The organism is Vagococcus humatus (assembly GCF_003950325.1).
In the GTDB taxonomy this organism is placed as follows: Bacteria; Bacillota; Bacilli; order Lactobacillales; family Vagococcaceae; genus Vagococcus_C; species Vagococcus_C humatus.
The window spans coordinates 81,628-97,995 of sequence record NZ_PXZH01000002.1 but is presented as its reverse complement, the minus strand read 5'-3'; the positions used below and the strand labels follow the sequence as shown (position 1 = coordinate 97,995).

11 protein-coding genes are annotated in these 16,368 nt (G+C 36.0%); 1 reads left to right on the top strand and 10 read right to left on the bottom strand.

Annotation, left to right across the window (positions count from 1 at the left end; all coding sequences use genetic code 11):
- Window positions 1-4: 4 nt before the first annotated feature.
- The 8 genes from glmU to C7P63_RS05485 form a co-directional block, all read right to left on the bottom strand.
- A complete protein-coding gene (glmU, locus tag C7P63_RS05520) occupies window positions 5-1,384 on the bottom strand; it encodes a bifunctional UDP-N-acetylglucosamine diphosphorylase/glucosamine-1-phosphate N-acetyltransferase GlmU (protein ID WP_125943168.1) in 1,380 nt (459 codons plus the stop codon).
- 30 nt (window positions 1,385-1,414) lie between these two features.
- The gene (purR, locus tag C7P63_RS05515; protein ID WP_125943167.1) at window positions 1,415-2,233 is read right to left on the bottom strand and encodes a pur operon repressor; all 819 of its coding nucleotides are present in this window, start codon (window positions 2,231-2,233) and stop codon (window positions 1,415-1,417) included.
- Between the two features lie 140 nt (window positions 2,234-2,373).
- Window positions 2,374-3,180 (bottom strand): metal ABC transporter permease, encoded by an 807-nt coding sequence (locus C7P63_RS05510; protein WP_125943166.1) that lies wholly within the window; start codon window positions 3,178-3,180, stop codon window positions 2,374-2,376.
- Window positions 3,153-3,833 carry a metal ABC transporter ATP-binding protein gene (locus tag C7P63_RS05505; RefSeq protein ID WP_125943165.1) on the bottom strand — a complete coding sequence of 227 codons (681 nt, stop codon included), beginning with the start codon at window positions 3,831-3,833 and terminating at the stop codon, window positions 3,153-3,155. Before C7P63_RS05505 ends, C7P63_RS05510 begins: the two co-directional genes overlap by 28 nt.
- A 101-nt stretch (window positions 3,834-3,934) precedes the next feature.
- The gene (locus C7P63_RS05500; RefSeq protein WP_125943164.1) at window positions 3,935-4,846 is read right to left on the bottom strand and encodes a nucleoside hydrolase; all 912 of its coding nucleotides are present in this window, start codon (window positions 4,844-4,846) and stop codon (window positions 3,935-3,937) included.
- Window positions 4,847-4,991: 145 nt separating this feature from the next.
- Window positions 4,992-5,294, bottom strand: coding sequence for a hypothetical protein (locus C7P63_RS05495; protein WP_125943163.1), 303 nt, complete (start codon window positions 5,292-5,294; stop codon window positions 4,992-4,994).
- Window positions 5,295-5,497: 203 nt separating this feature from the next.
- Window positions 5,498-7,276 carry an excinuclease ABC subunit UvrC gene (gene uvrC / locus C7P63_RS05490; RefSeq protein ID WP_125943162.1) on the bottom strand — a complete coding sequence of 593 codons (1,779 nt, stop codon included), beginning with the start codon at window positions 7,274-7,276 and terminating at the stop codon, window positions 5,498-5,500.
- Window positions 7,277-7,358: 82 nt separating this feature from the next.
- Window positions 7,359-8,261, bottom strand: coding sequence for a hypothetical protein (locus C7P63_RS05485; RefSeq protein WP_125943161.1), 903 nt, complete (start codon window positions 8,259-8,261; stop codon window positions 7,359-7,361).
- A gap of 87 nt (window positions 8,262-8,348) precedes the next feature.
- Here C7P63_RS05485 and C7P63_RS05480 point away from each other — a divergent pair, with 87 nt between their 5' ends.
- Window positions 8,349-8,939: an A24 family peptidase gene (locus C7P63_RS05480; RefSeq protein WP_125943160.1), complete on the top strand. Its 591-nt coding sequence runs from the start codon at window positions 8,349-8,351 to the stop codon at window positions 8,937-8,939.
- A 39-nt stretch (window positions 8,940-8,978) separates the two neighbouring features.
- Here the strand turns inward: C7P63_RS05480 and rpoC are convergent, their stop codons facing one another.
- Window positions 8,979-12,638: a DNA-directed RNA polymerase subunit beta' gene (gene rpoC, locus C7P63_RS05475; RefSeq protein ID WP_125943159.1), complete on the bottom strand. Its 3,660-nt coding sequence runs from the start codon at window positions 12,636-12,638 to the stop codon at window positions 8,979-8,981.
- A 53-nt stretch (window positions 12,639-12,691) separates the two neighbouring features.
- On the bottom strand, window positions 12,692-16,240 hold the full coding sequence (rpoB, locus tag C7P63_RS05470; protein ID WP_165863784.1) for a DNA-directed RNA polymerase subunit beta: 3,549 nt from the start codon (window positions 16,238-16,240) through the stop codon (window positions 12,692-12,694).
- Window positions 16,241-16,368: the final 128 nt, after the last annotated feature.

The window sequence follows — 16,368 nt, the reverse complement described above, 5'->3', positions numbered from 1 at the left end:
TATTCTAGATGTCTTCTGAATAAGGTAATTTTTTTGCATAATCTAATTTATTTTCTTGACGATTTCTAGCAATAGCCATAGCGTTTTCAGGTACATCTTTTGTTACAGTAGAACCTGCTGCTATAAAGGCGTTTTTCCCAATATGAACAGGGGAAATAATATTAGCGTTACAGCCAATAAACGCACGATCTCCCACTGTTGAATGGAACTTGTTTTTACCATCGTAATTAACAAAAATAGTCCCACATCCTACATTGATTTCTTCCCCTAAAGTCGCATCTCCCACATAAGTCAAATGCCCTACTTTAGTACCTTTACCAATTTTAGATTTCTTTATTTCAACAAAATTACCAATATGAACATCTTCCATTAACTCAGTTTGAGGACGTAAATGAGCATAAGGGCCTACATCTGCTCCAGAGTGGATGACACTAGACTCAATCGTAGAAGAAGTTACCTGAACAGAGTCAGATAAGTCACTATCTACAATCACACTGTTACTTCCAATTAAACAATCTCTCCCAATCACTGTGTTGCCTTTTATAAACACTCCTGGCTCAATAATTGTATCAGGACCAATTACAACCTCACTATCAATATAGGTATGACTCGGATCAATCAATGTAACCCCTTGTCTCATATGCTTTTCGTTAACACGTTGAACCATAGTTTGGGTGGCTTTAGCTAAAGCCACTCGGTCATTAACTCCAATTGACTCTTGAATATCAGCCATTTGGTAGGCAGAAATAATTTCTCCTGCTTCTTTTAAGATGCCAATTACGTCTGGTAAGTAATACTCACCTTGGTCATTGTCATTGCCCACTTGATTTAACGCTTTAAATAGGGCTTGATTATCGAAACAAAAAGTACCTGTATTAATTTCTTGTACCAGTCTTTCTGATTCCGTTGCATCTCGTTCTTCGACAATTTTAGCAACATGACCTTTTTCATTGCGAATAATACGACCATAGGCATAAGGATTATCGGCATGGGCTGTTAAAATAGTTGCTTTAGCCCCACTTGTTTCATGTTCTTTAAATAACGCATCAATTGTTTCTCCTGTAATCAAAGGAGTATCCCCACAAATAACTAAAGTAGTCCCTTCTTTATCCCCTAAAAATGGTTCAGCTGTCAAAACAGCATGGCCTGTCCCTAGTTGTTCTTCTTGTAAGGCATAATCTGTTCGGTTGCCTAATTTTTCTTTAACTTGCTCAGCTCCACAGCCAACTACTGTTACAATGACTTCTGGATTTAATTTTTCTACATGGGTTAACACATGTTCAACCATTGATTTACCTAAAATTTCATGTAATACTTTATATTTCTTTGATTTCATGCGTGAGCCTTGGCCAGCTGCTAAAATAACCGCATAACGTTTTTTCATCTTGTTACCTCCACATTAATAAATAACCCTTTACTTATCAAAATAAGTTCCTGGTACGACTTTAATTGTCTTAGTATGAGTATCTACTTCTTCTACACACAATAATGATTGATAATCATCTACCACACGTCGCCCACTAAAACTTGACTCAGCAAAAACAGTAATGCCAACTAGTTCTGCTTCAAATTCTTCAATCAAACCAGTCATCCCATTCACTGTTCCGCCACCTTTCATAAAATCATCTACTACTAAAACACGTGAACCACGTTTTAAACTTCTTTTAGATAATTCCATTTTTTCAATTCGTTGAGAAGAACCAGAAACATAATTAACACTCACTGTTGATCCTTCAGTAATTTTAGAGTCCCGACGAACAATAACAAAAGGCACATTCAAATGATAAGAAACAGCCTGAGCAATAGGCACCCCTTTAGTTGCCACTGTCATAACAGCATCGATTTCTTGATCTTTATATTTGGCTGCAATAATTTGACCAATTTTTCTAAGTAAACTAGGTTCTCCTAATAAATCAGACAGATAAACATAGCCTCCTGGTAATAAGCGGTCACTTTCTGATAATCTGTCGCATAGTGACAAAATAGTTGCATGAGCTTCTTCTTCTGATATAGAAGGGATAAACTGCACTCCCCCAGCTGCTCCTGCAATAGTTTCTAAAATCCCAGTCCCTCTTTCATGAAAAGTTTTTTTCACAATCCCTAAATCTTCACTAATTGAAGACTTGGCTGCTCCGTATCTTTTCACAAAAAAAGTCAGTGATATTAATGTTCGTGGATGTTCTAATAAATATTGCGTCATATCGATTAGTCGTTCACTTCTTCTAACCTTCATGATTTTCCTCCTACTTGCTGTGACTTTCCATTCAATTATATGATTAAACTGAACAAAATCATAGTACTAAATGAATTTTAACAGAAAACGTTCGTAATTATAATAAAAAAATAAAGGAGAAGTCTTTTAATCTTCTCCTTTTACTTATGACGAATTTTTTGTCCCAATGAAACTAAAGCTAATATGGCAATAAATACTAAAGTAATAGTTGCTCCAGGCGGGGTATTTAATTGGTAAGAAAATACTAGTCCAGATAGCATGCCAATTAAACCAATCACAATACTCGAAAAAATCACTCGATTGAAACTTTTCCCTAAGTTCATCGCAATAGTAGCCGGTAAAATCATGATAGCAGATACTAATAAAGCTCCTGCAATAGGAATCATCAGCGTAATTGCTACTCCGGTTATAATATTAAACAAAAGTGACATTCTATGAACGGGCAGTCCATCTACATGAGCAGTATCTTCATCAAAGGTTAACACATACATCGGGCGTTTAAACAACAGAAATAGCAAAATAATAATAACAAATAATACACCTAATACTTTAACTTGTGATTGACTAATCGTTATGATAGAGCCAAATAAATACTGATTAATTTTCATAGGAGCATTATCTTTGGTCAAACTCATGAGTAACAGTGCCACAGCTAAGCCACCAGACATGAGAATAGCAGTAGATACTTCTGAATAGCTTTGATACATCGTTCTTAAATATTCTAAAACAACAGCAGAAATAATAACTACTAATAAAGTGGTCATGGTTGGATTTTGATTAAGAAAAAAACCTAACGCAATTCCTGCTAAAGAAACATGAGACAAGGTATCTGCTAATAAAGACTGACGTCTAACCACTAAGAAAACACCTAACATCGGTGCAATAACAGCCATAAAACCAGCAGCTAACCAAGCTTTTCTCATGAACTCAAATGAAAACATCTCCATTCAGAATCCTCCTTTCGCACTAAATGAATATGACGATCTGCATATTGTTTTACTTCTTCATGCTCATGGGTCACCATTAAAATAGCTTTGCCGTGATCATGAGCATTATGTTGCAATAATTCATAAAATTGAGTGCGTGATTTTTCATCCATCCCAGTAGTAGGCTCATCAAAAATAAATAAATCAGGATCTGTGGCAAAAACACGAGCTAAACAAATACGTTGCTTTTGACCTCCTGAAAGTTCTCCTACTCGCTTATGTCGCATATTCCACATATCCACAGATTTTAAGGCCCGTTCAACATGTTGATGGTCTCGTTTATCTAAAGGTTTGAACCACTTGCCTCTAGAAAATCGTCCAGACTGAACTAATTCCAGTACAGTACTTGGAAAGCCTGCATTAAACGAAGCAATCTGTTGAGGAATATACCCCACACTTAAAGGCTCATTTTCCTGATTGACTTTTGATAAGGTAATCTTACCTGCTGCCGGCTTCAACAAGCCTAATGTATTTCTAATTAGAGTTGACTTAGCTGCTCCGTTTTCACCAGTTAAAATTACAAACTCACCTGGATCAATATGATAGGAGATGTCCTCTAATACCGGCTCTTCTCCGTAATAAAATGTTAAATTTTCAACTTGTACATAATGCATCGATTCCCCTCCTTTAACAAAACGTAAAGTTTACGATTTGAAACCTAATAAAGATTATCATTTTTTGTACAGATACGCAAGAAAAAAACATGAACATTTCCTTAACCACACTGACTTACTTGTTGTAAAAACCATTGCTGAAACTCTTCAACTTGAATATCAGTTACTAATTGACAGGAAGATTCTTCAATAAACGTTACACTGGAAGCCCCGCGTGTCACTTGACCAGCTAGCTCAATAGCCATTTGACAAGGGGTGGTTTCCACTAGATGTGGTGCTAATAAATAAACCAAAGTAGTACTATCATACATAGATAAACCAGTGACAATATCTCCTCCTCGGTAATGTTCAAACAATTGGGATAACATTTTACCTGTTTTTCCTGCCTTTTTAACTTGTTTAATCGTTTCAGAAGTTAACCGAGCTTTATTTCCGATTTCTAAAGGTAGTAATGTAATAGGGAGTTGGCTATTTAACACTATCTCAGCTGCTTCTGGATCTGCATGAAAGTTAAACTCAGAAAAATTACCAGAGTTTCCTCTTCCTGTTGCGCCTCCCATAATGACTAACTCTGCTATTTTTTCTTTATCTTCTTCAAATAAACGTAACCACAAAGCAATGTTGGTTAGAGGAGCTAAAGCTAGTAAAGTGACTGGCTCACTTGACTGTTGAATAGCTTGATGAATAGCTATAGCAGCTGGCACTTCTGTCAATAATTGACGGTTATACTCTTTCCATTCAAAGCCCGCTAACCCACTATCCCCGTGAATCTCACTAGCATCTATTTGCGGCTGCACAAGTGGCTGATTAGCTCCTTTGGCAACCAGAACCTCTTTATCAAAAAAAGTTAATAATTTTAATGTGTTTTCTGTTACTTGTGGACAAGATACATTACCTGCCACAGTTGTAATCAATTTAACCTCTAGCTCCTCAGAAAACAAAGCAAAAGCTAATGCCACAGCATCATCTATTCCAGGGTCAGTATCAATAATAATTGGTCGTTTCTCTCTCATAACTTCTCCTCCTTAGCTATGTTAAGAATACTATATTATAGTGATTTTAAAAACTTTTTACCTATTTACTAGACAAAAAAAACAACATCTTTTTGTTATGAAAGATGTTGTTTGGACTGATTATCCTTTATTTATTCAATTGGCACTATTTTTTAGAGTCTAGTGTTTTACTGTAATATAAGATACTTAACACATTAACTACACTGACAAAAGTAGCATGATACATCATACTTAAAATAAATTTCCCTCGTGTTAAACCTAAAACATTAATCCAAATCATAATCAAAGCAAAACCAATAATAAAAGCACTAAAGGTCACTTGACTAGCATTGGCTAAAATTTTAAATCCTTCTGCCTGGTTACGATATTTAGCTAATAACTTAAAATAGCCACCAATCGAAACTAACATAAGGACACTACAAATTAACTCAATAACAATTCTTCCCATAAGTACACTTCCAGCTTTCTATTTTTCTTACCTGTATTCTTTCATCTAGAATGATAACAACTAGATACTTATTAGAATAACAATTTAAATCAAGGTATGTCAGCTACTCATTCGGTGCTGTCTCGATAAGTTAAAAAAATTGTACCATTAAACTTTACTTTTTTCTACCGTCTTAATAAATTATTCAGAATTTGGTACCAACGTTACTCTTGATGAAAATGATCATAAACATTTTGGGCGACTGATTTTGGCAAGCCACTTTGCTGAATTAACTCATCCACACTAGCTTCTCGAATTTTTTTAACAGATTTAAACGTTTTAAATAATTGTTGCTTTCTTTTAGGTCCTAAACCTGAAATATCATCTAAAGAAGAAGCAAAGGTATTCTTACTACGCACTTGCCGATGAAAGGTAATAGCAAATCGGTGAACCTCATCTTGAATCCGTTGTAATAGAAAAAATTCAGAGGAATTACGTTTTAAAGGGACTACCTCTAGATTAGAGCCAAATAACAATTCACTAGTTTTATGTTTATCGTTTTTAGCTAATCCTGCAATGGGTACATCTAAACCCAGTTGGTTATTCAAAACATCTAAAGCAGCATCTACTTGTCCTTTTCCCCCATCAATTAAAATTAAATCTGGTAAAGGTAAATCTTCTGTCAACACCCTAGAATATCTTCGGTAAATAACTTCTCGCATAGAGGCATAGTCATCTGGGCCGACCACCGTTTTAATTTTATACCGGCGATATTCTTTTTTAGCCGGTTTTCCATCTATAAAAACAACCATAGCAGAAACTGGACTAGTTCCCATAATATTAGAGTTATCAAAGGCTTCTATTCGAACAGGATTAGGAATCTGCATTGCTTTACCTAATCTTTCAACTGCTCCCAGAGTTCGCTCTTCTTTTCTTTCAATTAAATCAAATTTTTGTTGCAAAGATACCGTTGCATTTTTATCTGCTAAAGCTACTAACTTTTTTTTCTCTCCACGTTTTGGTTGGAAAACTTTTGTATTTAAAAGAGCCTCAACACTGGTCAAATCCACTCGGTCAGGAATAAACACTTCTTTAGGAATAAAATGTTGATCTTCTTGATAAAATTGACCGATAAAGGTTAAGAAATCTTCTTCTGCCTCATTATAAAAAGGAAAAATAGAAACATCTCTTTTAATCATTTTTCCCTGTCTAACAAAAAATACTTGGACGCACATCCAGCCTTTATCTACTGCATAACCAAACACATCTCGGTCCACAAAATCTGTATTAGTCATTCGTTGTTTAGTCATAACTGTTTGAATAGCTGCTACTTGATCTCTTAGTTCAGCTGCCCGCTCAAATTCTAACGCTTCTGCTGCTTGTCGCATATCCTCTTCTAGTGCTTGTTGGATAGGCTCGTATTCTCCCTTTAAAAATCGTTTAATTTCTTCAACCATCTCTTCATATACTTGCCTCTCAACATTAAAGACACAGGGAGCTAAACATTGACCCATATGATAGTATAGACAAACTTCCTTTGGTAACACTTTGCATTTACGTAAAGGATATAACCGGTCTAATAACTTTTTAGTTTCATTAGCTGCTCTAACATCTGGATAAGGACCAAAATATAAAGCTTTGTCTTTTTTGACTTTACGAGTGATCAATAATCTCGGATACTTTTCATGAGTTATTTTAATAAATGGATAGCTTTTATCATCTTTTAACATGATATTATATTTAGGATCATTTTGCTGAATCAAATTAATTTCTAACAGCAACGCCTCAATATTAGACTCCGTCACAATATATTCAAAATCAGCAATCTCACTGACTAACTTCTCTGTCTTAGTATCGTGGCTACCTGTAAAATAGGAGCGAACTCTATTTTTTAAAATCTTCGCTTTACCTACATAAATAATACTTCCATGTTTATCTTTCATCAAATAACAACCAGGTTGGTCTGGTAACAAGGCTAATTTATTTTTTATTACATCATTCATTTCAGAAATATCCTCCTACGTTCTTCAGTATACCATGTATAGAGAGGAACTAAAAAATAAACAAGCCAAGGATTTGGCTTGTTTATTTTTCATAAGTTTCAACTGTTTCAACTTCCTCTTTCGTTTGAGGATCTGATTTTTTTTCCTTCTTTTTAGATTCTTTTGACTTTTCCTCAGATAGTTGATTCTCTGGTTGCAATTCTTTTCCTCTCACTTTTTGATAGGCAGCCTCTAATGAATTTTTTACAGCTAAACTCATTTCTTCTGTATAATGTTCTACATTATTTGATCCTACCATAAAGGCTAATAACACATTAGCCACGTCTGTTTCATTTTGACTCATCTCGACCATTTCCCACTGTTTTCCTACCCGTTTAAACCGAAGAGAAACTTTTAGAGACTCTTTCTTTACAGGAGCTTGTTTTAATTCTTTCGTTAAAAGCTTCATGGTTAAAGCATTTAACCGTTGATTATCTTGTGCTAATTTTTCATCTTTAAGCATTTCTGTAATCAATTGATTCATCGTTTCAGTATAAACTTGGGTAAAATCTAATCCTTTTACTTGGTAAAAAACTTGATAGTCTGTTTTTTTCTTAATAACTTTGACTTGGTCAATTTCATAAGACGTTTTCTTTTGAATACTATCATACCAAGTTTTCCCTAAAGCTTCTTTTTGTTTTTGCGACACATCTGCTCCAAGGCTAAGATTAGTCACTAATTCTTTCATCAACCGATCTCTTTTTTTATCCAAAGATTGAACAACTTGATCTCCTTGTTTAAAGGTCTTACTAAAACGAGGATCTTGATCAGCGTAAATTAATTGGTTCACATAAAGAACTCCGGCTTGTTCTGGTGTTGCTGCTGAGCGGCAACTTGTTAATAAAACAAACAGCCCACCGACAAGCACTATTAGACTTAATTTATTAAATTTCATATAGGCATATTGTGTAAAACAATATGGTTTCCCACATCCTTTTTTATTCATTCTCTTTTCTATTATCGGATAAATTAGTTAGTTATTCAATGTAAAACCTGCCTTTAAACGAATTTTATTATAGAAGGAGGTATGAACATGATCATTTTTATCTATTTCAGCATGTTAATTATTTATTTTATCCACCATTCATTTTCTGTGGATAACTTTTTTTACCAAACAACTCCCTATCAAACACTTATCCACAAGTTAATGCTTAGTTTTTTTTGGATAAGTTTATATGCTGTTTTCCACAGAGCTGCTAATGAATTACCCTATGATTTATTCTTTATTTTTTGGCATATTATTTTAAGTTTGGAAGACCAAGAGAGCTGCTATATCCAGCAAAGTACGTTACTAATGTATGTATTATCTATTTTATTGATGCAGTTTATCCTTACCTCCTACTCTTTTCATCTAGAAAAAAGTGTCATTATTTACGCTTTTTATACTCTACTAAATACTTGTCATTTTTTATTAGGAGAAGGAGATATTTTATTACTAGCTTTTTGGAGTGGTTTATTAGGAGTTATTCTTACTCAAAAAATTTTATTAGGAGCTATTTTGTTAGCAGGTTGTTATTGGCTCATTTGTACTATTTTAAAGAAAAAAACCACGCAAGCTCCTTTACCCTTTATTCCCTTTTTAAGTGTTAGCTTTTATTTGTGGCAATGGTTTTCTAGAACATAAAAAAAGTCTGGCAAATAAATGCCAGACTTTTCATTCATGCTATTTAGGATCTAATCCATTTAATAAAGCATCTTCAGCAGCCATTTTAGCTTCAATGTCACTAATACTATAAACATTTTCACTAGCTACTCCCACTTCTTTAGGCTCCATGTTACGGTATTTAGGCATACCAGTACCAGCAGGAATAATCTTACCGATAATAACATTTTCTTTAAGCCCAAGTAATGGATCTTTTTTACCACGAATGGCAGCATCTGTTAAGACTCTAGTTGTTTCTTGGAAAGAAGCAGCTGACAAGAAACTATTTGTTTCAAGAGATGCTTTTGTAATACCAAGTAACACTGGACGAGCTGTTGCAGGAATACCACCAGCAATTAAGGTTTGATAGTTTTGTGCTTTAAAATCAGCAATATCTACTAAAGTACCTGGTAAAATATCTGTATCACCTGGATCCATCACACGAACTTTACGTAACATTTGACGAACCATTACTTCAATATGTTTGTCACTGATTTCTACCCCTTGCATACGATATACTTTTTGTACTTCGCGCAATAGGTAGTTTTCAACAGAAATCACATCACGAATTTGTAACAATTGTTTAGGATCAATAGAACCTTCCGTAATTGGTTGGCCTCGATGAATTTCATCTCCCTCAGCTACTTTCATACGAGCTGTATAAGGAATTTGATAAGTACGAGTATCTGTTGTTCCTTTGATGGTTACTTCTTTACTACGTGTTGCAGCATCTTCTGTAATTTCAGCTACATAACCTGTTACTTCTGTAATCACAGCTTGTCCTTTCGGATTACGTGCTTCAAAAATTTCTTGGATACGAGGAAGACCTTGAGTAATATCATCTCCGGCAACCCCCCCAGTATGGAATGTACGCATAGTTAACTGAGTACCTGGTTCACCGATAGATTGAGCCGCAATTGTTCCAACTGCTTCCCCAACTTCAACTTCTGTACCAGTCGCCATATTACGTCCGTAACATTTCTTACACACACCGTGTTTAGTGTTACATGTAAAGACTGAACGAATCGTAACTGTTTCCACACCTGCATCCATAATTTCTTTCGTAAGTTCTTCTGTAATTAATTCATCAGCAGGAACAATCACTGCACCTGTTTCTGGATGAAGAATAGCTTTACGAGTATAACGACCAACTAAACGTTCTTGTAAAGTTTCAATAACTTCATTACCTTCGCGAATAGCTGCAATTTCTAATCCTCGGTCTGTACCACAATCTGATTCACGAATAATAACATCTTGTGCTACGTCTACTAAACGACGAGTTAAGTAACCTGAGTCGGCTGTTTTTAGAGCTGTATCGGTCATACCTTTACGAGCACCGTGAGTAGAAATAAACATTTCCAAAACGGTTAACCCTTCACGGAAGTTAGAAATAATTGGAAGTTCCATGATACGACCATTTGGCGCAGCCATCAGTCCACGCATACCTGCTAACTGAGTAAAGTTAGAGATGTTACCACGGGCTCCAGAATCACTCATCATGAAGATTGGGTTTTTCACATCTAAACTTTCCATAAGTTTTAACTGAATTTTATCTTTAGCGTTATTCCAAATACCAATAACTCGTTCATAACGCTCATCATCTGTAATTAATCCACGACGGAATTGTTTTGTAACAGTTGCTACTTGGTTATGAGCATCTTCAATAATGCCTTCTTTTTCATGTAAAACAACGATATCTGCAATCCCTACAGTCATACCAGCTAACGTAGAGTGACGGTATCCTAAGTTTTTCATTCGGTCAAGCATCATAGAAGTTTCAGTAATTTTGAAACGTTTGAAGACTTCTGCAATAATATTTCCAAGATTTTTCTTCTTGAATGGATCAATCAATTCTTGCTCTTTAATATGAGCTGGAATATCTGTTCCTGGTTCAACAAAATATTTATCTGGTGTTTGAACAGTTAAGTTATAATCAGTTGGCTCATTCAAGTATGGGAATTCAGCTGGCATAATTTCATTAAAAATAGATTTCCCAACTGTAGTAATTAAAATACGTTCTTTTTGCCAATCTGTAAATGGTTTGTCAGGCATAGAAGTGGTTTGTAGACCAATCCGTGTATGCAAGTGAACATAGCCATTTTTCCACGCCATAATTGCTTCATTACGGTCACGGAAAATCATTCCTTCACCTTCACGATTTTCTTCTTCCATAGTTAAGTAGTAGTTACCTAAAACCATATCCTGAGAAGGAGTTACAACTGGTTTACCATCTTTAGGGTTCAAAATATGTTGAGCAGCAAGCATTAACAAACGAGCTTCTGCTTGAGCTTCTTCATTTAATGGTACGTGAACCGCCATTTGGTCACCGTCAAAGTCAGCATTGTAGGCTTCACAAACCAATGGGTGAAGACGAATAGCACGTCCTTCAACTAAAACTGGTTCGAAAGCTTGGATACCTAAACGGTGAAGAGTCGGTGCTCGGTTAAGTAAAACTGGATGTTCACGAATCACATCAGCTAATACATCCCACACTTCGTCTTCTTGACGTTCAATTTTACGTTTAGCATTTTTAATATTGCTAGCTAATTCACGGTGAACTAGTTCTCGCATAACAAATGGTTTGAATAACTCAATAGCCATTTCTTTTGGTAATCCACATTGGTACATTTTTAAGTTTGGTCCAACAACGATAACTGAACGACCTGAATAGTCAACACGTTTTCCTAATAAGTTTTGACGGAAACGACCTTGTTTTCCTTTCAACATATGAGAAAGAGATTTCAATGGGCGGTTACCTGGTCCAGTAACTGGACGGCCACGACGACCATTATCAATCAAAGCATCCACTGCTTCTTGTAACATTCTCTTTTCGTTTTGAACAATAATATTTGGTGCCATTAAGTCTAACAAGCGTTTTAACCGGTTGTTACGGTTAATTACCCGACGATATAAGTCGTTTAAGTCACTTGTTGCAAATCGGCCACCTTCTAATTGAACCATTGGACGTAAATCTGGTGGAATAACTGGCACAACATCCATGATCATCCAACCTGGTTTATTTCCTGATGTACGGAATGCTTCTAAAATATCTAAACGACGAACGGCACGTGTTCGTTTTTGACCAGAAGCAGTTTTCAATTCTTCTTTTAATTCTACTACTTCTTTTTCTAAATCAACGTCATCTAACAAACGTTTAACAGCTTCCGCTCCCATACCTGCTTGGAAACTTTGACCATATTGTTCACGTTTTTCACGGTATTCCCGTTCAGTTAATAACTGTTTCTTTTCTAAAGCAGTATCTCCTGGTTCAGTCACCACATAAGAAGCAAAATAGATAATTTCTTCTAATGCTCTTGGGCTCATATCTAAAATAAGACCCATTCGACTTGGAATTCCTTTGAAATACCAAATGTGTGAAACAGGGGCAGCTAATTCAATATGCCCCATTCTTTCACGACGAACTTTAGAACGTGTTACTTCAACGCCACAACGGTCACAAACAATCCCTTTGTAACGAATTCTTTTATATTTACCACAAGAACATTCCCAATCTTTAGTTGGTCCAAAAATTCTTTCACAGAATAGACCGTCACGTTCTGGTTTTAATGTTCGGTAGTTAATTGTTTCTGGTTTTTTTACTTCACCGTATGACCAGCTTCTAATTTTTTCAGGAGAAGCTAACCCTATTTGCATACTTTCGAAATTATTTACATCGATCAAAAGGTGTTCCCTCCGTTTCATTTATTGACCAACAAGCTCGATAGTTTTCAGTTTTAGTCTTTTTTCTCAGCTTTTTTTTCTGCTTGTTCTTGTGCATATTTAGCTAAAGCATCTACTGTAATCAAGTCATCTTCTTCATCATCCATATCGCGAAGCTCGATTTCTTGATCTTCACCATCTAACACTTTCATATCTAAACCTAAAGCTTGTAACTCTTTGACTAATACACGGAATGATTCAGGTACGCCTGGTTTTGGAATTGGTTCACCTTTTACAATCGCTTCATATGTTTTCACACGACCAACAACGTCATCTGATTTATATGTCAAGATTTCTTGTAAAGTATAAGCAGCACCATAAGCTTCCAAAGCCCATACTTCCATTTCCCCAAAACGTTGTCCACCAAATTGTGCTTTACCACCTAATGGTTGTTGAGTAACAAGAGAGTATGGTCCAGTTGAGCGGGCATGTAGTTTATCATCAACCATGTGGGCTAATTTAATCATGTACATGACACCTACTGAAATACGGTTATCAAATGGTTCACCTGTACGTCCATCATAAAGAGTTGTTTTAGCATCTTTAGCTAAACCAGCTTCTTTAACAGTTTCCCAAACGTCATCTTCATTGGCTCCATCAAAAACAGGTGTTGCTACGCGAATACCTAATTGACGAGCAGCCATACCTAAATGAAGTTCCAACACTTGTCCAATGTTCATCCGAGATGGTACCCCTAATGGATTCAACATGATATCAACTGGTGTTCCATCAGGTAAGAATGGCATATCTTCTTCTGGCATAATACGGGAAACAACCCCTTTATTACCATGACGACCCGCCATTTTATCTCCTTCATGAATTTTACGTTTTTGGACAATGTAAACACGAACTAACATGTTTACGCCAGGAGCTAATTCGTCACCGGCTTCACGAGTAAAGATTTTAACATCGTGAACAATTCCGCCACCACCATGTGGAACACGAAGAGATGTGTCACGAACTTCACGAGCTTTTTCTCCAAAGATCGCATGAAGTAATCTTTCTTCAGCTGATAACTCAGTCACGCCTTTTGGTGTCACTTTACCAACTAATAAATCACCATCGCGAACTTCAGCACCAATTCGGATAATACCCATTTCGTCAAGATCTTTAAGTGCATCTTCCCCTACGTTAGGGATTTCACGAGTAATTTCTTCTGGTCCTAATTTTGTTTCACGTGCTTCTGATTCATACTCTTCAATATGAATAGAAGTATACACATCATCTTTTACTAAACGACGGCTCATGATAATCGCATCTTCGTAGTTATAACCTTCCCAAGTCATAAACGCTACTAAAACGTTTTGACCTAAAGCAAGTTCTCCTTCTTCCATAGATGGACCATCTGCTAAAACGTCTCCTGCATCTACTTTTTCACCTAATCTAACAATTGGGCGTTGATTGTAGCACATACCTGCATTAGAACGACGGAATTTAGTCACCATATATTTATCTAATGTGCCGTTACTACGACGAATACGAACTTCTTTCGCATCTACAAACTCAACTACTCCATCATGTTTACATACAAGAGCAGAACCTGAGTCATGGGCTGCTTTATATTCCATACCAGTTCCTACAAACGGAGAATGTGGATCAATTAATGGAACAGCCTGACGCTGCATGTTTGCACCCATTAACGCACGGTTAGAGTCATCGTTTTCTAAGAAAGGAATACATGATGTAGCTACCGCAACTACTTGTTTTGGAGATACGTCCATGTAGTCCACTTTATCTGTAGAAACTTCCAAGTTTTCACTTTGTAGACGAGCCATAACTGCCTCTTCTTTAAAGGTTCCATCTTCATTTAACGGAGAGTTTGCTTGAGCTACCATGTAATGGTCTTCTTCGTCGGCAGTTAAGTAGTCAATATGTTCTGTTACACGGCCAGTTTTACGGTCAACACGACGATAAGGTGTTTCGATAAAACCATAACGGTTAATCTTAGCGTAACTAGACAAACTGTTAATTAACCCAATGTTTGGACCTTCTGGTGTTTCAATCGGACACATACGACCATAGTGAGAGTAATGTACGTCACGTACTTCATAACCAGCACGATCACGAGTTAAACCACCAGGCCCTAAGGCTGATAGACGACGTTTATGAGTTAACTCACCTAATGGGTTTGTTTGGTCCATAAATTGTGACAACTGAGAAGAACCAAAAAATTCTTTAATTGATGCCACTACTGGGCGAATATTAATTAATTGTTGAGGTGTTAGTGTTTCAGTATCTTGAATAGACATTCTTTCACGAACTACCCGTTCCATACGAGCCAAACCAATACGGAATTGATTTTGTAACAACTCACCAACTGAACGAATTCGACGATTACCTAAATGGTCAATATCATCTACTTTTCCGATACCATCCATTAAGTTAAAGAAGTAGTTCATTGAAGCAATAATATCAGCTGGACGAATAGTTTTAACGTCTGCAGCTGGTTGACCATTGCCAATCACATTCACTTCACGCTCTGGATCTTTTGGTGATAGAACTTTAACAACTTGAACTGTCATCGGTTCTGTTACTACACCATCTTCTGTTGGATAGTAAGTCACACTGTTTAATCCATTATCTAGATGTTCGCCTAATTGATCCATGACTTCATGACTAATCACTGTGCCACGTTCAAATAGAATTTCACCTGTTTCAGGATCAACTAATGTTTCTGCTAAGGTATGATTTAATAAACGTGTTTTTAAGTCTAATTTTTTGTTAACTTTATAACGTCCTACTGCAGCTAAATCATAACGTTTAGGATCGAAGAAACGAGCATTTAACAAGTTTCTTGAACTATCCGCTGTTTTAGGTTCTCCCGGACGTAGACGTTCATAAATATCTTTTAATCCTTCTTCTGTACGAGAATCTGATGCATTTTTATGAATGTCTTTTTCTAAAGTTAGACGTAGACTTTCATTTTCACCAAAAATCTCTAAAATAGTATCATCAGATCCAAAACCTAATGCTCGAACCAACACACTTAAAGGAATTTTACGTGTTCGGTCAATTCTCACATAAGAAATATCTTTGGCATCTGTTTCCATTTCTAGCCAAGCACCACGGTTTGGTATAACAGTTGAACCAAAACCTTCTTTACCGTTTTTATCAACTTTTCCGTTAAAGTAAACTCCTGGGGAACGAACCAACTGAGAAACGATAACACGTTCGGCACCATTAATAATAAATGTTCCCATTTCAGTCATTAATGGAAAATCTCCGAAGAATACTTCTTGAGATTTAATTTCACCTGTTACTTTGTTATCTAAACGAAGTGTCACATAAATTGGCGCAGAATAATTAGCATCATGCGCACGAGCTTCCTCTACTGTATACTTAGGTTCTTTTAGTTCATATCCAACAAATTCTAACGATAACTTGTCATTGAAGTCTCTGATTGGTAAAATATCTTCAAACATTTCTCTTAATCCTTCATCTAAAAACCATTGATAAGAATCTGTTTGAATTTCAATCAAGTTTGGCAACTCTAAAACTTCACTGATACGTGCGAAACTTCTTCTTTCGCGATGCTTGCCGTATTTTACTACGTGTCCAGCCAAGCTCTTCACCCCTCTGAATTTTTTCCAAAACCACATCTTTATTACATTATTGCTACAAATATTAAGTTTATATTACCGGTATGTAACAATACCTTTTAAAGGCAAAAAAAAACCAAAAATAGATGATA